The sequence below is a fragment of the Dietzia sp. Die43 genome (assembly GCF_024519835.1).
GTDB lineage: Bacteria > Actinomycetota > Actinomycetes > Mycobacteriales > Mycobacteriaceae > Dietzia > Dietzia kunjamensis.
The window spans coordinates 11,480-30,190 of the sequence record NZ_JALJRF010000011.1; the positions used below are offsets into that span (position 1 = coordinate 11,480).

The 18,711-nt window shown below is 68.3% G+C and carries 17 protein-coding genes; 13 read left to right on the top strand and 4 right to left on the bottom strand.

Annotated elements, in window-relative coordinates:
- Positions 1 to 57: 57 nt before the first annotated feature.
- Genes NR111_RS10585 through NR111_RS10595 form a run of 3 tightly spaced genes read right to left on the bottom strand, consistent with a single transcriptional unit; the run spans position 58 to position 4,450 of the window.
- Entirely contained in the window at positions 58 to 1,380 is a 1,323-nt protein-coding gene (locus NR111_RS10585; RefSeq protein WP_256820757.1) for an oxygenase MpaB family protein, read from the bottom strand.
- The gene (locus NR111_RS10590) at positions 1,377 to 2,543 is read right to left on the bottom strand and encodes an alpha/beta hydrolase (RefSeq protein WP_163375573.1); all 1,167 of its coding nucleotides are present in this window, start codon (positions 2,541 to 2,543) and stop codon (positions 1,377 to 1,379) included. Before NR111_RS10590 ends, NR111_RS10585 begins: the two co-directional genes overlap by 4 nt.
- Positions 2,543 to 4,450 (bottom strand): multicopper oxidase domain-containing protein, encoded by a 1,908-nt coding sequence (locus NR111_RS10595; RefSeq protein WP_163375726.1) that lies wholly within the window; start codon positions 4,448 to 4,450, stop codon positions 2,543 to 2,545. The genes NR111_RS10590 and NR111_RS10595 overlap by 1 nt, the downstream gene beginning before the upstream one ends.
- A 131-nt stretch (positions 4,451 to 4,581) precedes the next feature.
- On the opposite strand from NR111_RS10595, the gene NR111_RS10600 reads away from it, so the two are divergent.
- Both NR111_RS10600 and NR111_RS10605 read left to right on the top strand, forming a co-directional pair.
- Positions 4,582 to 5,424 carry a lipase gene (locus NR111_RS10600; protein ID WP_163375574.1) on the top strand — a complete coding sequence of 281 codons (843 nt, stop codon included), beginning with the start codon at positions 4,582 to 4,584 and terminating at the stop codon, positions 5,422 to 5,424.
- Between the two features lie 39 nt (positions 5,425 to 5,463).
- On the top strand, positions 5,464 to 6,054 hold the full coding sequence (locus NR111_RS10605) for a TetR/AcrR family transcriptional regulator (protein WP_119192186.1): 591 nt from the start codon (positions 5,464 to 5,466) through the stop codon (positions 6,052 to 6,054).
- Between the two features lie 28 nt (positions 6,055 to 6,082).
- On the opposite strand, the gene NR111_RS18715 is transcribed toward NR111_RS10605, so the two are convergent.
- Positions 6,083 to 7,069, bottom strand: a complete 987-nt coding sequence (locus tag NR111_RS18715) for a diacylglycerol kinase family protein (RefSeq protein ID WP_096907022.1) — start codon at positions 7,067 to 7,069, stop codon at positions 6,083 to 6,085.
- Between the two features lie 345 nt (positions 7,070 to 7,414).
- Between NR111_RS18715 and rplJ the strand changes: the two genes are divergently transcribed.
- The 11 genes from rplJ (at position 7,415) to NR111_RS10665 (ending at position 18,667) form a co-directional block, all read left to right on the top strand.
- Entirely contained in the window at positions 7,415 to 7,927 is a 513-nt protein-coding gene (rplJ, locus tag NR111_RS10615; RefSeq protein ID WP_007631803.1) for a 50S ribosomal protein L10, read from the top strand.
- A 59-nt stretch (positions 7,928 to 7,986) separates the two neighbouring features.
- Positions 7,987 to 8,373, top strand: a complete 387-nt coding sequence (gene rplL, locus NR111_RS10620; protein ID WP_007631805.1) for a 50S ribosomal protein L7/L12 — start codon at positions 7,987 to 7,989, stop codon at positions 8,371 to 8,373.
- A gap of 216 nt (positions 8,374 to 8,589) precedes the next feature.
- Positions 8,590 to 9,690: an ABC transporter ATP-binding protein gene (locus tag NR111_RS10625; RefSeq protein ID WP_096907023.1), complete on the top strand. Its 1,101-nt coding sequence runs from the start codon at positions 8,590 to 8,592 to the stop codon at positions 9,688 to 9,690.
- 68 nt (positions 9,691 to 9,758) lie between these two features.
- Entirely contained in the window at positions 9,759 to 10,547 is a 789-nt protein-coding gene (locus NR111_RS10630) for an ABC transporter permease (protein WP_206474849.1), read from the top strand.
- Positions 10,547 to 11,404 (top strand): ABC transporter permease, encoded by an 858-nt coding sequence (locus NR111_RS10635; protein ID WP_154830609.1) that lies wholly within the window; start codon positions 10,547 to 10,549, stop codon positions 11,402 to 11,404. Before NR111_RS10630 ends, NR111_RS10635 begins: the two co-directional genes overlap by 1 nt.
- A complete protein-coding gene (locus tag NR111_RS10640; RefSeq protein WP_096907026.1) occupies positions 11,401 to 12,837 on the top strand; it encodes an MCE family protein in 1,437 nt (478 codons plus the stop codon). The genes NR111_RS10635 and NR111_RS10640 overlap by 4 nt, the downstream gene beginning before the upstream one ends.
- Positions 12,834 to 13,925 carry an MCE family protein gene (locus tag NR111_RS10645; protein WP_206474851.1) on the top strand — a complete coding sequence of 364 codons (1,092 nt, stop codon included), beginning with the start codon at positions 12,834 to 12,836 and terminating at the stop codon, positions 13,923 to 13,925. The genes NR111_RS10640 and NR111_RS10645 overlap by 4 nt, the downstream gene beginning before the upstream one ends.
- Positions 13,922 to 14,944: an MCE family protein gene (locus tag NR111_RS10650; protein ID WP_096907028.1), complete on the top strand. Its 1,023-nt coding sequence runs from the start codon at positions 13,922 to 13,924 to the stop codon at positions 14,942 to 14,944. The genes NR111_RS10645 and NR111_RS10650 overlap by 4 nt, the downstream gene beginning before the upstream one ends.
- Positions 14,944 to 16,173 carry an MCE family protein gene (locus NR111_RS10655; RefSeq protein WP_096907029.1) on the top strand — a complete coding sequence of 410 codons (1,230 nt, stop codon included), beginning with the start codon at positions 14,944 to 14,946 and terminating at the stop codon, positions 16,171 to 16,173. Before NR111_RS10650 ends, NR111_RS10655 begins: the two co-directional genes overlap by 1 nt.
- The gene (locus NR111_RS10660) at positions 16,170 to 17,426 is read left to right on the top strand and encodes an MCE family protein (protein WP_063971834.1); all 1,257 of its coding nucleotides are present in this window, start codon (positions 16,170 to 16,172) and stop codon (positions 17,424 to 17,426) included. Before NR111_RS10655 ends, NR111_RS10660 begins: the two co-directional genes overlap by 4 nt.
- The gene (locus tag NR111_RS10665; protein ID WP_096907030.1) at positions 17,423 to 18,667 is read left to right on the top strand and encodes an MCE family protein; all 1,245 of its coding nucleotides are present in this window, start codon (positions 17,423 to 17,425) and stop codon (positions 18,665 to 18,667) included. The genes NR111_RS10660 and NR111_RS10665 overlap by 4 nt, the downstream gene beginning before the upstream one ends.
- Positions 18,668 to 18,711 lie beyond the last annotated feature (44 nt).

The window sequence follows — 18,711 nt, forward strand, 5'->3', positions numbered from 1 at the left end:
CGGCACCGGGTCCGGCACCGGGGCCGGTTCGGGTCCGGTCGGCCCCGGGCCACGGGATCAGCGCCGCAGGGCGCCGGAGGCATCGAATGCGGCCTCGCGGCCGGCCATCTGTGCGCGGTACCAGTTCTCGCGGTGCCAGCACATGACGCGCTCGTGCACCCGGCCGACGGGAGGCACCCGCCGGGCGATCTCGACGGCGGTGATGAGCGGGAACCGGGCCACCGGGATGAGCGCCCACGGCAGCGCGGCGGGCATCCGGTACTTCCGGCGTGTGCCCGGGGCCATGAACATCGCCGAGTAGACCGAATTGATCCGGAAGTTGTAGTGCTCACGGAGGCGTTGCAGGCCGGTGTGGCCCTCGCGGGGTGCGAACGCCTGCGGGTAGGACTCGATGAGTTCGCGCCCGTGTCCCCCCGAGTCGTGGGAACGGGAGAGCATCGCCATCAGCAGCATGCGGACGCTGTCGGCGATGGTCTCCGGGTACCACCGCATACGCACCCCGAGCAGGTGGCCCATGTACTTCTGGAAGTGGATCAGGGCCCGGATCTCGCGCAGGCTGGTCTGGTAGCCGAGCGCCCAGAGACCGAACCCCGGGGTGACGGAGCCGGCGATGAGCGTGAGCACCATGTAGGACTGGCTGATCGGCAGCCCCCACTTCTCGATGTCCCACTCCCCGTGCGAGGCGACCCGTGAGCGGACCGAGACGTGCATGACCCGGACCTTCGTCGCCGTGGCCCGACCCTGCGAGCCGGGTCGGAGCAGCGCCCCCGGTTCGGACACGTCGATCCAGAACCGGCAGGTCTCGAGGAAGCGCCGTAGGGCGTTGTCCCCGGCGTACCCGCCCGCCAACGACAAGGGGGTGGCCACCGCCGACTCCGTGTAGATCTCCAGGGTCTCGGCGCCGGCGAAGCTGAACAGCATGGTCCCCCAGCGCCGCCAGATCCTGGCGCCCTCCTCGATCAGGGCCGGGTCGACCCAGTCCGGGACGGTCTCGAACTCCGCGAACAGCTCCCGCATGGAGTCCGGCACGTCGTCGAGCGAGTCGATGCCGTCCGCGAGGGCCCGGTCGAGCATCCGCCTGGTCTCCTCGGGCCCCGTCTCGCCGTGGTACACCTCGTCGACGAACCGCTCTGCGACGGGATCGCCGGAGAACAGGTCCTCGCAGACGGCGGCCGCCTGCTCGTCGGTGGGCAGGAGGTCGAACCCGGTCACCCTGAGTATCGCGGAGCGCAGGCGACGGAACGCGGGGTTCTCGCGGCCCTCCCAGTAGGCGAACCGGGTGGGGCAGCGGACGCCGTCGGGCACGGCGGCCCGGTCGGAGTGGATGCCGACCTCGTCGCCCACGTCGATGGTCACGGAGTCGTGGCTGGTTCTGGTCATGACAGTCCTTCCTCGTCCTGCGCGGTGTGGGGTGCGGGTGAGCGACCGAGCCTTCCGTCCATCCACCCGAGGAGCCCGGCGATGACACGGTCGAGGCCGTCCGGCTGGTCGACCAGGTAGTGGTTGAGGTGGCGCATCTCCACCAACTCGACCTCGGGGTCCGCCGAACAGGCGGCCATGAGCCGGGAGTCCTCGGCGAACGCGGCCTGGTCGCCGAGCAGACTCACGACGAGGGTCGGTTCCGTGATGCGGGGCAGGTCGGAGAGGGCGTCGGCGGCGGTGTGTTCCGGGCTCCAGGTACTCAGCCAGCTGCGGGCGGTGACGAAGCGGGCGAGCCCGCCGGCCGCGGTGTTGGCCGCCTTCGGATCGCCGTACATCGATCCCGCCTCGCGATCGCTGGGATCCAGGGTGAGGTCGAGGAAGCGGGGGTCGGCAGTGGTCCGGTGGACCACGAACCCGCGGTCGGATCCGCCGTCCTTCTCGAGACGCGCGAGGGCCTCGACGGCCCGTCGGTCGATCCGGCGCATCCGCTCCGCCTGCGCCGCGCGGTAGCGCGCCACCCATTCCGGGTCGAACGGCGCGGTGCGGCCGGGGGCGAACAGGTCCAGCTCCGGGTCCACCGACCAGGGGTCGTCCTCATCGGTCACCGCCGGGTCGATCCAGTGACTCAGGACCCGTGCCCGGCCGGGGTGCGCACCGACCAGCATCAGCGCGTCGGCGGCCTCGACGCCGTCGGCGCGCGACTGGTGGAACGTCGCCAGTGAGCCCCCGCCGGAGAAGCCCAAGAGGACGATCTCCTCGAAACCCAGCTCCTCACGCATCCACCGGATGCCGGTGCCCAGGTCCGCCGCCGCCCGCTCCATGAGCAGTGCGGGTTCGTTGTTGGCGTACCGGGTGTTGAGGCCCATCGCGGGCTGGCCCGCCCGTGCGAGGGCGGCGAGCAGGAAATGGCTGAGGAAGTTCGACGCCGGGTGGCACATGATGACTCCGCGGCGACGGGAGGATCCCGGGAGCTCCACGAGGTTGGCGTGCAGTGTCGGGTAGTGGCGCGACAGTCCGGAGTGCATCTCGATCCGGCCGTCGGTGGCCGGTTGATAGGGGATCCGTTGGAAGTGGTCGACGGGCCGGCTCTGGCTCTCGGTGGGAGTGGTCTCGGCTGGCATCAGGTCACCGTCCTGTAGCGGAGCATCATGTCGTGGTCCTCGTGGTCGAGGATGTGGCAGTGCCAGACGTATCCCTGCAGCGTGTCCTTGCGGTGGTGGGCTGCCGGGGGAGCGACGGACCCGATGTAATCGCCTCCGAGGCGGTCAACCCGCGGTTCCGCTCCGTGGGCGTGCACGTTTCCGTGTCCCCCGGCCTCGTGTCCGCCGAGGGACACCGCTGCCGGGAAGGTCGCGTCGGGGTCGAATCCGAGGTCGTCGGCGGTCGGGAAGTGGACCAGGACCCTGGTCACGGAGTTGGGGTCGGCGATGACGGTGTCCTTCATCCCCGTCTCCCACGGCTCGGGCGCACGGACGGGTCCCACCACGAAGGGATCGGGGTCCGGTGTCCACTTGATCCCGGTGGGAGGTTGGGGCTGCCGCAGACACATCGCGATGGTGTCGACCGCCTGGCGGGACAGCACCCGGAAGTGCACCAGGTGGATATGGATCGGGTGCGGATCCGGGGTGGCGTTGACGATGTTCCACATCTCCACCGACCCCTGGCGTGGCATCTCGATCTGCTCACTGGACCACCGCAGGTTGTTCAGACTCATCATCGACGGTGGAATCCGAATGTCGCTGGGCTGGCTCAGAGAGACGTTGCGCACCGCCGGTGCGCGGGTGACCGGCGCGAGTGCCGGGGGCTGGCCGGTGCCGCCGCGCAGGGTCGACGGGACGGGTCCCGTGTGGCCCCTGGCGTTCGTGGCCCGGAACCGCATGAGACTCCCGAGCTTCACCGCTCCGATCTGGGCGGCCTGGGGAGCGGCCTCCTCCGAATTGAGCAGCTCCACGGTCTCGCCTGGCGCGAGACCCGAGAAATCGACGAGCACGTCCGCCCGTTCACCCGGGCCCAGCCGGAATCCGTCCACCCTGGCGGGCGCGGCGAGCAGGCCGCCCTCCATCCCGATCACCCACATGGCCAGCGGCCGGGACAGGTGCAGCATCCAGTTGCTGAACGATGCGGCGTTGACCATGCGCAGCCGGTAGAGCCCGCGGGCGACCTCCGCACTCGGCCAGATCACCCCGTTGACCAGTCCGACGTCGCCCACCGCCCCGCCTTCCCAGTGCCCTTCCGGGACGATCGGGGTGGAGCGCATGGACGCCGCGCCGTCCGGGCGGACGATCTTCTCCTGCAGGACGAGCGGGATCTCGAACTCGCCGGCGGGCAGTCCCAGCGGATTGTCGGGACGTCCGGTGTCGAACCGGTCGCGTAGGAGGTAGCCGCCCGCGAGACCGCCGTAGACGTTGAGGCGGGTGATGGCCATGGCGTGGTCGTGGTACCAGAGCCCGGCCGCCTCCTGCCGGTTGTCGAAGTGGTGGACGTGGCCCTGCCCGGGGAGGGACGACTGCTCCGGGTGGCCATCGCTGGCGGGCTCGGTGACCCCGCCGTGCAGGTGTAGCGACGTGGGTACCCGGGTACGCACCGACTCCGACAGTCCGTGCAGGCTCGCGTCGATGTCCGCGGCGTGTGGGTGGGCTGAGATCTCATTGCGGTAGGTCAGCGTCGTCCGCACTCCGGCGTGTGCCTCGATCACCGGACCCAGGTAACCGGCCGCGCCGTAACCCAGGGTCATCGTCGGCGGGAGATCCCGGTGGAACCGGTGGGTGCCCGTCCGTGCGGCGAGCTCTAACGACTCACCCCGCAGGACATCCGGGCGTGGGAGCTCGTCCACGTAGGCCTCGAGGGCGGGCGAGTGGAACAACAGCGGGCTCGGGCCGCGCGAACCCGCGCCGAGCGAACCCGGGCCGACCTGCGCGCGGGTGGCGGATGCGCCGACCAGTCCCGTGCCCGCCACCCCGGCTGCGGTGCCGAGTAATCGCCGCCGCGTCACCACGGGCCCCCGAGCGCCGCCACCGAACCCGACCATGAGACCTCCCGTTGCTATGACGCGAGTCACAGTACCCTACGGTATGGTTTGGAGGCGGGGTTCACCGAGCGACCGGGGGAGAGATGGCCCGACGGGACATGAGCCGACTCCTGAGGGTGATAACCGTGTGCGTGGCACTGCTTCACGCGGGGTCACCACCGGCGACGGCGGACACGGCGACAATGGGGCGCCGGGCGTGCACGGGCCCCGAGGTGCTACTGGTCCACGACCTGGCGGGGACAGCAGGGGACTGGGACCTGCTCGCCGATGACCTCCGGTCGGCCGGGTGGTGCCCCGTCGCCGTCGACTGGGGACGCCCCCGGCCGGGTGACGTCCCGCTCCCCGTCGGAGGTCTGACCGGCGTGGACGCGGCAGCGGTCGACCTCGCCCGCGACAGGGGTTGGATATCCGCGAGCGCCGATGCGGATGCTGGCGCGGCCGTGCCCGTTCCCGGGATCGCCACCGCGCCGTCGCAGGAGCCTGTGGCGGTGGTGGCCAAGGGGGTCGGCGGACTCGTGGCCCAGCGCGCCGTCCAACTCGCCGTCGGACGCACCGGCCGGGCCGAGCCGCCGATCAGTGCCCTGGTCACGGTGGGGCCGGTGTGGAACGGAACCAACGTGCTGGGGATCGCCGACGTCGAGAACCTCAGCCGCGCACTGGGGACCTACGACGCGGTCCTCGCCTGGGAACGCACCTGGATGGACCCGATCTGCGAGGGGTGTCGGGAGGCCGTACGTGGCTCGGACCTGCTGGTCCGGCTCCACGCGGACGGCCTCCGGACGCGCGGGGTGGTCTATACCGACATCGTCTCGACGGTCGACCTGCTCGTGCACCCACCGCTGGAACAGTCCCCGCCCGGCACGGAGGTGCGGGTCGTCCGGCCGTTCGCGGGCGGCCGGCCCGTGTGGCACGGCGAGCTCGGGCGGGACCCGGACTCACGCGGTCTGGTCGTGGAGGCTCTGGGTCCGACGTAGGCTGACGACGATGACGACACGACACGGTGCGGCGGGCCGATGACCCAGGGGTCGACGTGGTCCGCCCGGCCGACCGGTCCGCGCACGGGGCGCCTCTCGGCGGAGGACTGGGCCCGCGCCGGGTTGGACCTGCTCATGACCGAGGGCAGGTCCGCGGTCAAGATCAGCAGACTGTGCGCCGACTTCGGCGTCACGAAGGGTAGCTTCTACTGGCATTTCGCCGACTTCGACGCGCTCATGGCCGCCATCGCCAGGCTCTACTTCTCGCAGGAGATGGACGCCGCCCGTGGTCTGGTCACCATGGAGGAGATGCCACCCGACGCACGGCTGGAGACCATGAGCGCGATGCTCGTGGAATCCCGCGCCTGGGAGGGGGAGGCCGCGATCCGCGAATGGGCCAGGGCGGACGAGACCGTCGCCGAGGCGGTTGCCGAACTGGACCAACGCATCCTGCGGGTGGTCCACGACGCGTTCGTCGAACTCGGGTTCTCCGAACGGGGGGCGAGGATCCGCGCCGGCGTCTTGGTGTACGCCGGCATCGGGTTCGTCTACGGGCGCTCAGCGCTGCCCGTGCCCACCGTGGAGGAGATCCACGACGTGCTGGCGCTGCTGGTGAAGCCCGAGACCTGACCTCCGGGGCCAGGTCGGGGAGCGCGGGTCAGACCGCCACCCGGACCGTGAGCCCCCTCCGCTTGATCCGCGCCGAGAACTCGGTCACGGTGCCGCAGTCCTCGCCGTCGATCTGGAACGCGGCCGGTTTCTCCAACACGCGGGCGGTGATCCCCACGCCCTGGCGGAAATCCAGTGGCCGGGTCCGATGCTCTTCTTTCCCGCTCTCCGGGGTGGAGTTCCTCCGCAGTATCGGCTTGAGCCGGTGCTGGAACGTGTGATGGGCCAGCACCGCACCCGCCTGCGCCCACCCGAGAGGGCCCTTGGCGCGCAGAGCGAGAACGTCCAGGAGTCCGTCGTCGATGACGGCGTCGGGCAACAGCACCATCCCCGCCTGCAGCATCCCGCAGTTGGCCACCAGGAGGGTGCGCGCGCGGGTCTGGATCGGCGATCCGTCGTCGAGGGCGTACTCGACCCGGATCCGGTGGCCGCGCAACAGCGTGTTGGCGAACGCGCCGACGTACGCGAGCCAGCCCACCCGTGCCTTCAGTTTGTCGTCGGTGCCCGCGATCATGTCGGCGTCCATCCCGGCGCCGAGCATCACGAGGAACACGTCATCGTGGGACACGCCGTCGCCGTCGGTGTAGTGGACCTCGCCGAGGTCGATCGCGCGGCTCCGACCGCTCATGGCGACACGCAACGCACGGTCGACATCGTCCAACGGGACGTCGAGGTTGCGGGCGAGCAGGTTCCCGGTTCCCAGGGGGACGACTCCCATCGGCACCGAGGTGCCGAGCAGGCCCTGCGCCACCGACCGTACGGTGCCGTCGCCGCCGCACGCGATCACCAGTCCGACACCGTCGGCGGCCGCCCGTGCCGCCTGACCGGTGCCCGGGTCCTCCTCGGTGGTCTCGTAGAAGACGGGATCCGTCCACCCGTGCCTGGACGCCCGCTCCTCGGCGAGGCGGCGGACCTCGTCGATTCCGACCTTGGTGGGGTTGTAGACGACGGCGAGGCGAGACGGGGCTGGGGACACCGCACCAATGTGTCAGAAAGCCGACCGGCCCGCCATTCGTCGCCCCCGGGCGGATTTGGTATGCGACGGCGGCCGCCTATATCCTTGGGTCCGAAGTTTGAACGCCTGGGAGCTCTGCTCTCGGGCACCTGATCAAGTTTCACCGAAGACCGCAGGTCGCCGCTCCCGCCGGGGGTGGTCGAAGGGTCCGGGAGCGCCCGGACGGCCCGCGCAGGAGAACACCGGTCAGCGTCGGATGTGCCGTGGGTCCCCAGGGGCCCGTGCCAGCTCCTCCACGCCCCGTGCCACCTGCGCACGGGGCGTTCGTGTTTTCTCGGGCGAGATGATGCAGAAAGGAGGCGAAACATGGCAAAGCCCGCAAAGGTCCAGGCCGTCGAGGAGATCAAGCAGCACTTCCAGAACTCCACGACCGCCGTGGTCACCGAGTACCGCGGACTCTCCGTCCCGCAGGTCACCGAACTGCGCAAGACGCTGGGTGACGCGGCCACGTACACCGTGGCCAAGAACACCCTGGTCAAGCGTGCGGCTGAGGAAGCCGGAGTCGAGGGTCTCGATGACCTCCTGTCCGGTCCCACCGCCATCGCGTTCGTCACCGGTGAGGTCGTGGACGCCGCCAAGGCGCTCAAGAACTTCGCCAAGGACAACAAGGCGCTCGTCATCAAGGGCGGTGTCATGGACGGCTCACCGCTGTCCGCCACCGAACTCGACAAGATCGCCGATCTCGAGTCCCGCGAGGTCCTGCTCGCGAAGATGGCCGGTGCCCTCAAGGGTAACCAGACCAAGGCCGCCGGCCTGTTCAACGCGCCCGCTTCGCAGCTGGCACGTCTGTTCGCGGCGCTCGAGGACAAGAAGAACTGATAACCCCACATGCTTCCGGGCCGTCTGACGGCACCGGGACCAACAGAAAGGACGCCACCATGGCGAAGCTCAGCAACGACGAGCTGCTCGAGGCCTTCAAGGAGATGACTCTTCTGGAGCTCTCCGAGTTCGTGAAGCTCTTCGAGGACACCTTCGAGGTCACCGCGGCCGCTCCGGTCGCCGTCGCCGCTGCCGGCGCCCCGGCTGCCGGTGGCGAGGCCGCCGCCGAGCAGGACGAGTTCGATGTCGTCCTCGAGTCGGCCGGCGACAAGAAGATCGGCGTCATCAAGGTCGTGCGCGAGCTCGTGTCGGGCCTGGGCCTCAAGGAGGCCAAGGATCTCGTCGAGTCCGCCCCCAAGGCGATCGTCGAGAAGGTCGACAAGGAGGCCGCCGAGGCCGCCAAGACCAAGCTCGAGGAGGCCGGCGCGACGGTCACCCTCAAGTGATCTGACGCACCACCGCTTCACCAGGGACGGCCCGGCGATATCGCCGGGCCGTCCCTGTCCCATTTGCGTTCCACTCGCGCCATTTCCCCACGCCCGCCTGCTCTCCGGCTGCGGTAGCGGAACACTTTTGGTCGGGATGTAACAAAGCACGCCTCCGGAGCGGTAGTTTACAGTGACCGTGGCCACAGATCAGGGCCGCAGTGAGGAGTGGTTGACGTGGGTGTCGAGGTTTCCGTCGAGGGTCTGACCAAGTCCTTCGGTTCGCAGAAGATCTGGGAGGACGTCACGTTCACCCTTCCCGAGGGCGAGGTCAGTGCGCTGCTCGGTCCGTCGGGTACCGGCAAGTCGGTGTTCCTCAAGTCCCTTATCGGGCTGCTGCGCCCGGAGCGCGGCAAGATCATCATCGACGGCACCGACATCCTGCAGTGCACCGCCAAGGAGCTCTACGAGATCCGCAAGCTGTTCGGCGTCCTGTTCCAGGACGGCGCACTGTTCGGGTCCATGGACCTCTACGACAACGTCGCGTTCCCGCTGCGCGAGCACACGAAGAAGTCGGAGAGTGAGATCCGTGACATCGTCATGGAGAAGCTCGAGCTCACCGGTCTCACCGGGGCGGAGGGCAAACTGCCCGGCGAGATATCCGGCGGTATGCGTAAGCGCGCAGGCCTGGCCCGCGCCCTGGTGCTGGACCCGGAGATCATCCTCGTCGACGAGCCCGACTCGGGTCTCGACCCGGTCCGCACCACCTACCTGGCTCAGCTGCTCATCGACATCAACGCCCAGATCGACGCGACGATCCTCATCGTCACGCACAACATCAACCTCGCCCGCACCGTGCCGGACAACCTCGGAATGCTCTACCGCAAGAAGCTCGTGATGTTCGGACCCCGCGAGGTGCTGCTCACCAGCGAGGAACCGTCCGTCCGCCAGTTCCTGCGCGGCTCCAAGCTCGGTCCCATCGGTATGTCCGAGGAGAAGGACGACGCGCAGATGCGCGAGGAGATGAAGCATGCGGAGGCCGGGCACAACGACGGATCCCCGGGCGAGGACGAGCTCAAGGGAGTGCCGCCGCAGATGCAGCCGACTCCGGGCAGCCCGGAGCGCAAGGGTGAGGTCCGGCGTGAGGAGAGGGTGGCCGAGATGCTCGACACGCTGCCGGAGGGTGCGCAGCAGGCCATCCGCGAGGAATGGGCCTCTCGCGGTCACGGCAACGGTAAGGTCGCCGCGTCGGCGCCTGCAGGGGCCACCTCGTCGCAGTCGGACGCGGGCTCCAACTCGTCCGGAGTGGACGAGCACTACGGGTCCGACGAGAACTGACGCGTCGACCGAACCGGGGGGATTTGATGGCGGAGAGTACGACCCAGCATCCAGAAGGACGGGCCGGTATGTCACCGGCCGATGTCGGAGGAGGCTTCCGGGCCGCGGTGGGCGGGGCCGGCGAGGTATTCCGACTGTTCCTCGACGTGCTACGAGGGGTCTTCAGGCGACCGTTCCAGTTCCGTGAGTTCATAGAGCAGTCCTGGTTCATCGCCTCGGTGACGATCCTCCCGTCGGCACTGGTGGCGATCCCGTTCGGGGCCGTCGTGGCGATGCAGACCGGGTCGCTCGTCCAGCAGCTCGGCGCCGAGGCCTACACGGGGGCCACCGGCGTCCTCGCCGTCGTCCAACAGGGTGCGCCGCTGGTGACCTCACTGCTGATCGCGGGCGCCGCCGGTTCGGCGGTGGCCGCCGACCTCGGTGCCCGGACCATCCGCGAGGAGCTCGACGCGATGCGAGTCCTGGGGATCGACCCCATCCAGAGGCTCGTCGTCCCGCGGGTGCTCGGCATGATGCTCGTCGCGGTGCTCCTGAACGGACTCGTCTCCATCGTCGGGATCTCCGGCGGTTACGTGTTCAACATCATGCTGCAGGGCGGCACACCGGGCGCCTACCTGATGTCCTTCGGTGCCCTCGCCCAACTGCCCGACTTCATCATGTCCTCGATCAAGGCCCTGATCTTCGGACTCATCGCCGGCGTGGTCGCCTCGTACTGCGGGATGAACCCCAAGGGCGGCCCCAAGGGGGTCGGCGACGCCGTCAACCTCGGCGTGGTCCTCACATTCCTCCTGCTGTTCTTCGCCAACCTCATCTTGACGGCGATGTACCTGCAGATCGTTCCCCCGAAGGGGTCGTAATGGCGATCCATACCGATGTCGGACCCACGAGGGCCCGGCTGAGGGCCCTTGTCCGTGGCCCGGTCAGTTCGTTCGACTCTCTGGGCGACCAGCTCGCCTTCCATCTCCGGGCGATCCGCTGGATCCCTCAGACGATCGTCCACTACCGCCACGAGGTGCTGCGCCTGATCGCGGAGGTGACCTTCGGCGTCGGCACGCTGGCGGTGCTCGGCGGGACCATCGGCGTCATCGTCATGATGAGCGGGTTCACCGGGGTCGTCGTCGGCCTGCAGGGGTACGCAGCCCTCGACCAGATCGGTAGCTCGGTCCTCACCGGGTTCCTGTCTGCCTACGTCAACACCCGCGAGGTCGCCCCCATCGTGGCGTCACTCGCCCTGTCCGCCACCGTCGGCTGCGGCTTCACGGCCCAACTCGGCGCGATGCGGATATCCGAGGAGATCGACGCCCTGGAGGTCATGGCGATCCCGAGCGTGCCCTATCTGGTCACCACCCGGGTGATCGCCGGATTCATCGCGGTCATCCCGCTGTACGTCGTCGGCCTGCTGTCCTCCTACCTCGCCACGAGGGGCGTCAACACCATCGTGCAGGGCCAGTCCACCGGCTCGTTCGACCACTACTTCCACCTGTTCCTGCCACCGGAAGACGTGATCTACTCGTTCGTCAAGGTGATCATCTTCGCGTTCGTGCTGGTGATGATCCACTGCTTCTACGGCTTCACCGCCACCGGCGGTCCGGCCGGCGTCGGCGTGGCTGTGGGGCGGGCCGTCCGCACCACGATCGTCGTGGTGGCGATCCTCAACTTCTTCGTCGGACTCGCCCTCTGGGGCACGACCACGACTGTGCGGGTGGCGGGATGAACGAACTCTCGGCGCTCTCGAAGCGGCTGCTGGCCGCCCTGTTCATCGTCATCGTGCTGGCCTTCGTCGGCACGACCATCGCGATCTACAACCGCGCGTTCACCGCGTCGGACACCGTCACCCTGAACACCGACCAGCTGGCCTACGCGCTGCCGAACGACGCCGACGTCAAGGCGCGCGGTGTCCTCGTGGGCCGCGTCTCCGGTGTCGAACCCGACGGGGACCGCGTGCAGATCAACATGGAGTTCGACCCGGCGCTCATGGAACAACTGCCGGCCAACGTCAGTGGCCGCCTGCTCCCCAAGACGTTGTTCGGTGAGCGGTTCGTCGACCTGGGGTTCCCCGATCAGCCCGTGGGGACGCTCGAACCGGGAGCGACCATCGAGCAGGACACCCGCGGCAACGCGATCGAGTTGGGGCGCGTCCTGGACGGGCTACTCCCCGTTCTCGAGGCGGTCCCGCCGGAGAAACTGGCGGGCACGCTCGGCGCGATCAACCAGGCGTTGTCAGGCCGTGGGGACGAGATCGGCGCCAGCCTGGTCGAGATCGGACAGGTCTTCGACGGCATCAACCAGGAGTTGCCCGCTCTGGAATCCGGGCTGGAGGATCTGGCGACATTCTCCCAGACCTATTCCGAGGCGCTGCCTGATCTCATCAACGCTCTGGACGCTCTGCGCACCACCGGCGACACGGTGGTCCAGCGCCGCCCCGACATCGCCGACGGACTGCGGCGGATCAGCGAGTCGTCCGAGGTCCTCACCGGTTTCCTCGCCGCGAACCGCGACGACCTCATCTCCCTGGCGGTGGACTCGCGCACCTCCCTGGAGTACCTGGCTGAGTATTCGCCAGCACTGCCGTGCTCGGTGGGGAATTTCATGACTCTTCTGGACCGGTCCGACGCCATCCTGGGCGTGGGCACCGAGCACCCCGCCATCCGGGTGACGCTCGAGCTCGTCAATCCCAGAGGGCGTTACGTGCCCAACCAGGACGAGCCGCGGTTCTTCGACACCCGCGGTCCCCGCTGTTACGACCCGGCGCAGGAGCCGTTCATCTTCGGCGGGGCCCCCGGCGGGGCGATCGCCGACGGGAGCTACCAGATCCCCACCCGCAATCCGGGGCCCGCGTTCATCCCGACTCTGCCCAATCCGCTTCTCCGGGACGGGCCGGTTCCGGCACTCCGTAACCGTGGCTCGGTTCCCCCGGCTCCCGGGCGGGCGGTGCCCGAGCAGCCCAATATGCCGTTTCCGTCAACCGTGACCGCGGGTCAGGACACCGACGTGGTGGCTATGGCCTACGCCGGCTCGCCGCTGGAGACCGACACCGTCCGAACCGTCCTGGGGGTCGCGTCCTCGCGCGGCGCGCAGGAGATCCCTGCCTGGATCGGCCAGATCGGCGCCCCGGCGCTTCGCGGAACGGAGGTCGGTTTCCGATGAACGCCAAACTGAAGGCCCTATTCCGTGGCGGCCTGCTGGGGTCATTCGTCAAACTGGTGGTCTTCATCGTGGTCACAGTGCTGCTCAGTTCGGTCCTCGCCGTGACCATCAGGGGCGGCACCCGGGCGGAAGGTACGGAGTACTCTGCGATCTTCTCCGACGTGACCATGCTGGAGGAGGGCGACGACGTCCGGATAGCCGGCGTCGTGGTGGGCAACATCACCGGGATGGAGATCCACGAACGCGACCTGGCTAAGGTGGACTTCACCCTGGTCGGCGACCGCACGCTGCCGGCCAACGTGCACCTGGCACTGCGGTTCCGGAACATGATCGGCCAGCGGTACCTGAACATCTCCCGGGAGCCCGGACCCGTCCAATCGGCCCTGGAGGAAGGGAGCACGATCGGAATCGAGAAGACCTCGCCCGCGGTCGATCTCACGGCGCTGTTCAACGGTTTCCGCCCGCTCTTCACGACCCTGCAGCCGGAGGACGTCAACGCGCTCGCCGACTCGCTGGTGCGGGTACTGCAAGGGGAGGGCGGCACCGTGACGAGCCTGGTCCGCCAGACTGGTGAGCTGACCAACCACCTGGCCGATCGGGATCAGGTGATCGGCGAAGTCATCGACAACCTCACCCGGGTCCTCGAGACCATCAACGAGCGGGACGTGCAGTTCCAGCAGCTCGTGGTGACCACCAGGCAACTCGTCGAGGGACTCGCCGACGAGCGCGCCGCTATCGGCAGTTCGCTCGACTCGATGGCGGATCTGACCTCGTCGGCGGAGAACATCGTCACCGCCACGCGGCCCGCCGTCACGGATTCGCTCGACCACCTCAAGGTGGTCAGCGACCAGATCACGACGAACCGCGACACGCTCAGCGAGGTTCTCATCAACCTGCCGCGCAAGACCGACAACCTCATCAGGATGGGTTCGTTCGGGTCCTGGCTCCAGTTCTATCTCTGTGGACTCGACGTGGTGCACGGCCCGGGCACCAACGTGCCCAACCTTCTTCCGAGCGGCGGTCCCACGATCAATCATCCGGTGTACACCAACGTCGCGCCCCGGTGCCACGCAGGGGGAATCCCATGAGCAAGCGCAGTGCGAACGAGCCGAGGTTCAGCAACGCCACCATCGGAGCGATCGGGGTCCTGGTGATCCTCGCCCTGACCGCCGTGTCGTTCAGACTCGACGCGCTACCGATCGTCGGGGCGGGACCCAAATACACAGCCTACTTTTCCGAGGCCGCCGGGCTAGCGGACGGTAGCGAGGTCCGCGTGGCCGGCGTCAAGGTTGGCGTCGTGACCGACGTGGCGCTCGACGGCGACAAGGTGGCCGTGGGCTTCCGGGCCAAGGACGCCTGGCTCGGCGACGACACCCGGGCGAGCATCCAACTCAAGACCGTGCTCGGCCAGAAGTACCTCGCGCTGAGCCCGGCGGGAACCGGGGAACTCGACACGTCGGAGCCGATCCCGCTTGAGCGGACGGTGGCCCCGTACGACGTGGTCACAGCTTTCTCCTCCGCAGCGGAGACGCTCGACGAGATCGATGACGCCAAATTGGCAGCGAGCCTGGACACCCTCACCGATACGATGCAGGCGTCGCCCGAGGAGTTCCGGGGCGCGGTCGACGGCATGGCGCGTCTGTCGCAGACCGTGTCCAGCCGGGACGCCGAATTGCGGAACCTACTCGAGGCCACGCGTACGAGCTCCCAGATCGTGGCGGACCGTAATGACGACTTCCGGCGCCTGATCATCGGCACCGGACAGTTGTTGGGCGAACTCAACGACCGCGCCGAGAGTCTCAAGCTGGTGTTGGCCTCCACGCGCGGACTGTCGATCGAACTCCGCCGGTTCGTCGCGGAGAACGAGGCCGAGTTCAAGCCGACCCTGGATAGTCTCGACTCCGCCCTGGCGGTGTTGACCGACCACGAGGAAGAGCTGAGGGCATCCATCCACAACCTCGGGCCCTTCTATCGGCTGTACTCCAACATTCTGGGCTCGGGCAGATGGTTCGACACCGTGGTCACCAACCTCGTCCCGCCGGGTATTCCTGAGCCGCCCTTCTATCCCGGCGCCCGCGCGCCGGCCAGACAGAGTGGGATCAACTGATGCACAAGAAGATGCCGTACTCGTTCGTCGGGCTGCTGCTCGTCGTCGTCGTGGCCGCCGTGACTGTGATTTTCCTCGCCGTCACGGGGTTCGGACGCACCAGCATCACCGCCACCTTCCCGACAGCCGTCGGAATATCGGAGGGCTCCGATGTCCGGATCCTGGGGGTCACGGTGGGTTCCGTCGACAAGGTGACCCCGATGGGGGAGACCGTCGAGGTCGAGTTCCACGTCCGCCGGGGCGTGGACGTCCCGGCGGACGCCAAGGCGGTCCAGGTGACGCCCTCGGTCGTCCCTGACCGTAACGTCCAACTACTGCCCGCCTACTCAGGCGGCCCCAAGATGGAATCGGGCGCGCACATCCCCCTCGAGCGGACCGCGACACCGGTCGAGGTGGACAAGCTCTACGCCTCGGTGGAGGAACTGACCGATGCTCTCGGCCCGGAGGGTGCCAACAAGGACGGCGCTCTCGACCGGTTCGTCACCGCGTCCGCGGACACGCTCGGAGGCAACGGTGCCGCACTCGGGCGGTCGATCGACGAGTTGTCGCAGGCCGCGACGACGCTGGCGGATTCGAGTCAGGACATCAGCGAGACCGTGGTCAATCTGCAGTCGTTCGTCACGATGCTCGCGCAGAACGATGCCCAGGTGAGGCAGTTCAACTCCCAGATGTCGACCTTCAACCAGACTGTCGCTGGTCAGCGCGAGGACCTCCAGGGCGCCCTCGCCGAACTGAGCTACGCCCTCGCGGACGTCGCGCGTGTCGTGCGGGACAACCAGGACGTGATCCGCAGCAATGCGGACCGTTTGGTGAGACTCAGTCAGATCACCGCGGACCAGAGGGGCGACATCGAGGAGATCCTCAAGACTGCTCCGTTGGCTCTGTCCAACCTCATCGGCGCCTACGACCCCGAGGCCGGGCTGTTGTCCTTACGTCTCGGCATCCCGGAGTTGCAGGACCCGGCCGGCGTCCTGTGCCAGCTCATGACACTTGGCCGCCTGAACCCCGGGGACCAGATGCTGGCCGAACTCGACAACCTCCGGCGCGCCGATATCGAGGCCTGCGAGGCTCTCGCGCCGCAGCGCAACGCCGATCTACAAGCGTCGAACCCGGATCTGCCGTTGGGCATCCTCGCTGGCGAGATGAATCAGTCTGTCCCGGTTCCCGGGACGGTCCAGGGCAATCGCGGGTGGCCGATGACGCCCGCCTCGGAAGGGGGACGGGGATGATCCGGCCGACCACGCCCATCCTCGGTCGCGCCGTCCGCGCGGTCGGTGCCAGCGCGCTCGTGGCCGCCGTCGCGGCCGGGTGCTCGTTGAATCTGGAGGACTACACTCTGCCGGGTGGCGCGGACCTGGGTGAGGACCCCATGCACGTGGCCGTCCGCTTCGACGATGTGTTGGACCTGGTCCTGCAGTCGTCGGTCAAGGTCAATGGTCTTGACGCCGGTCGCGTGTCCGGTATCTCGCTGGCGGAGGACGGGTGGACCGCAGAGGTGGACATCGTCCTCCGCGGCGACATGGAGCTCCCCGCCAACGTCGAGGCCTCGATCCAGCAGACCAATCTCCTTGGCGAGAAGTTCGTGCAGCTCAGCCCGCCGGAGGACGAGCCGCCCACCGGAGAGCTGTCCGGCGGTGACGTCATCGCCAGTTCGGACACCCGCACGGCTACCGACATCGAGCAGGTTCTCGGCGCGCTGTCGCTGTTGCTCAACGGCGGCGGCGTGGACCAACTGCAACCGATCGTGGCCGAACTGCGCAAGGCCACCGACGGCCGCGAGGAGGATCTCACCCGGACCCTGCGATCGGCGGAGGAGCTCATCGGGGGCCTGAACCGGCAGCGCGACAGCATCACCGAAGCCCTCGAGGGCGTGAACCTCATGACGTCGCGTGCCAACGATCAGCGCCAGCAGATCGAGGCGGCGCTCGACGAGCTGCCCGCCGGGGTGGCGGTGCTCGAGGAGCAGCGCTCGCAGTTCGTGGAGATGCTGCGCCGGGTCGACACACTGGGCCAGGTCGGCTCGGAAGTCCTGCTCACCAGCAGGGAGGACCTCATCGCCGACCTGCGGGCGCTGCGCCCTGTGCTGCAGTCCCTCGGCGAGTCGACTCCGGAGCTCATCGAACTGATCGGTTTCGTCCCCACCTTCCCGTTCCCGGACTCGTCTATCCCGGCGACCGTCGGCGGCGCGGCCAACATCTTTCTCTCCGTGGACGCGACGATCTCTGAGACGCTCCGGAATCTGGGGGCGAATCAGGGCGAACCGGTGGTTCGCCGTCCGAACACCACGAGCGGGCCCTACGTCGTGGACCCGCAGAACCCGTGGGTCGGCGACAACGGCCCGGACCGGCGGACGACCATCGTGCTGCCGCTCCTGCCGGTCCCGCCGGTCATGGACCGGGCGGTGGTGCCCAAGCCCGCACCAGGAGTCTCGGAGTTCTCCGAGAACTACCTGCCCGAACCAGGAGAGCCAGGAAACCGATGAGCAAGACACTCCGCACCCAGCTCATCGCCTTCTGTGTGATCGCCGCGGTCGGGATCACCTATGTAGGTGCCAACTACGTTCGCTTACCTTCGCTGTTCGGGATCGGCCAGTACCAGGTCTATCTGGACCTACCCGAGACCGGCGGGGTGTTCACCAACGCGGCCGTCAACTACCGCGGCACGGCGATCGGACGGGTGGGCGAGCTCTCGCTCACCGACGACGGTGTGCGAGTCGAGCTCGACCTCGACTCGAGCGCCCCCGACGTCCCGGCGGACACCGAGGCCGTGGTCGCCAACCGCTCCGCCATCGGAGAGCAGTACGTGGACTTGCGACCCAACAGCAGCTCGGCGCCGTATCTCGAGGACGGGGACGTGGTCTCCGCCGGACGTGAGGCGTTGCCGGTACCCGTCGAGAACCTGTTGGCCTCCGTCGACGACCTTTCCCGATCGGTCCCCTTGGACGATCTCGAGGTGACCGTCGATGAACTCGGCAAGGCGTTCCAGGGCCGGGGACCCCAACTGGAGCGACTCTCGGACTCCCTCATCCGGATTTCCGAGTCCGGTATCCGCACCATGCCGCAGTTGCAGACGCTGATCCGCGACGGGGCGACCGTCCTGGAGACGCAGGCCGACCAGTCCGGTGAGATCGTCAGTTTCTCCCGCGATCTCAGGACGGTCACCGAGGCGTTGCGTGACTCGGACTCCGACCTGGAACGGCTGATCACCACGGGACCGGAGTTCGCCGACGAGACCCGCTATCTGGTGGAGAACTCCGGCGCCCCGCTCTCTGGAGCCGTGCGGAACCTGTCGGCGACGATGAAGACGATAGATCCACTGGCGCCGTCGTTCAAGGTGCTCCTGCAGCTGTTGCCGGCACTGGCCGCCGGCGGGATGTCCGTCGCCCCGGGGGACGGGACAATCCACTTCGGTCTGTCCCTCGAGACGAACAACCCACCAGCGTGTACGCAGGGGTACGAAGGTACGTGGGAGATCATCGACCAGATGAAGGCGCAGGACCCGTCCTTCGACTGGCAGGAACAGAACTTCCCGCCCAACTACGACGCGCAGTGCACCGTGCCCTTCGGCAGCCCCACCGCGGTCCGCGGTGCCGACCGGGTGGAGTACGCGCACCCGGACGTGCCGCAGCCGTGGGACACCAAGCCCAAGATCGACCCCGACAAGGCCAACCTGTCCGTGGCGGCCACGCAGCTCGCGGTCCTGCAGGGGCTGATTCCCCGGTGACCGCGCGGCCGGGCGGCGACCCGGCGGACGGCGGGTCCGGTAGC

Coding starts and splice junctions, on each gene's coding strand:
- NR111_RS10665 (WP_096907030.1), top strand. CDS start 17,423: ATGAGCAAGACACTCCGCACCCAGCTCATCGCCTTCTGTGTGATCGCC.
- NR111_RS10585 (WP_256820757.1), bottom strand. CDS start 1,380: ATGACCAGAACCAGCCACGACTCCGTGACCATCGACGTGGGCGACGAG.
- NR111_RS10630 (WP_206474849.1), top strand. CDS start 9,759: ATGTCACCGGCCGATGTCGGAGGAGGCTTCCGGGCCGCGGTGGGCGGG.
- NR111_RS10635 (WP_154830609.1), top strand. CDS start 10,547: ATGGCGATCCATACCGATGTCGGACCCACGAGGGCCCGGCTGAGGGCC.
- NR111_RS10605 (WP_119192186.1), top strand. CDS start 5,464: ATGACCCAGGGGTCGACGTGGTCCGCCCGGCCGACCGGTCCGCGCACG.
- rplJ (WP_007631803.1), top strand. CDS start 7,415: ATGGCAAAGCCCGCAAAGGTCCAGGCCGTCGAGGAGATCAAGCAGCAC.
- NR111_RS10640 (WP_096907026.1), top strand. CDS start 11,401: ATGAACGAACTCTCGGCGCTCTCGAAGCGGCTGCTGGCCGCCCTGTTC.
- NR111_RS10595 (WP_163375726.1), bottom strand. CDS start 4,450: ATGGTCGGGTTCGGTGGCGGCGCTCGGGGGCCCGTGGTGACGCGGCGG.
- rplL (WP_007631805.1), top strand. CDS start 7,987: ATGGCGAAGCTCAGCAACGACGAGCTGCTCGAGGCCTTCAAGGAGATG.
- NR111_RS10655 (WP_096907029.1), top strand. CDS start 14,944: ATGCACAAGAAGATGCCGTACTCGTTCGTCGGGCTGCTGCTCGTCGTC.
- NR111_RS10650 (WP_096907028.1), top strand. CDS start 13,922: ATGAGCAAGCGCAGTGCGAACGAGCCGAGGTTCAGCAACGCCACCATC.
- NR111_RS10645 (WP_206474851.1), top strand. CDS start 12,834: ATGAACGCCAAACTGAAGGCCCTATTCCGTGGCGGCCTGCTGGGGTCA.
- NR111_RS10660 (WP_063971834.1), top strand. CDS start 16,170: ATGATCCGGCCGACCACGCCCATCCTCGGTCGCGCCGTCCGCGCGGTC.
- NR111_RS10590 (WP_163375573.1), bottom strand. CDS start 2,543: ATGCCAGCCGAGACCACTCCCACCGAGAGCCAGAGCCGGCCCGTCGAC.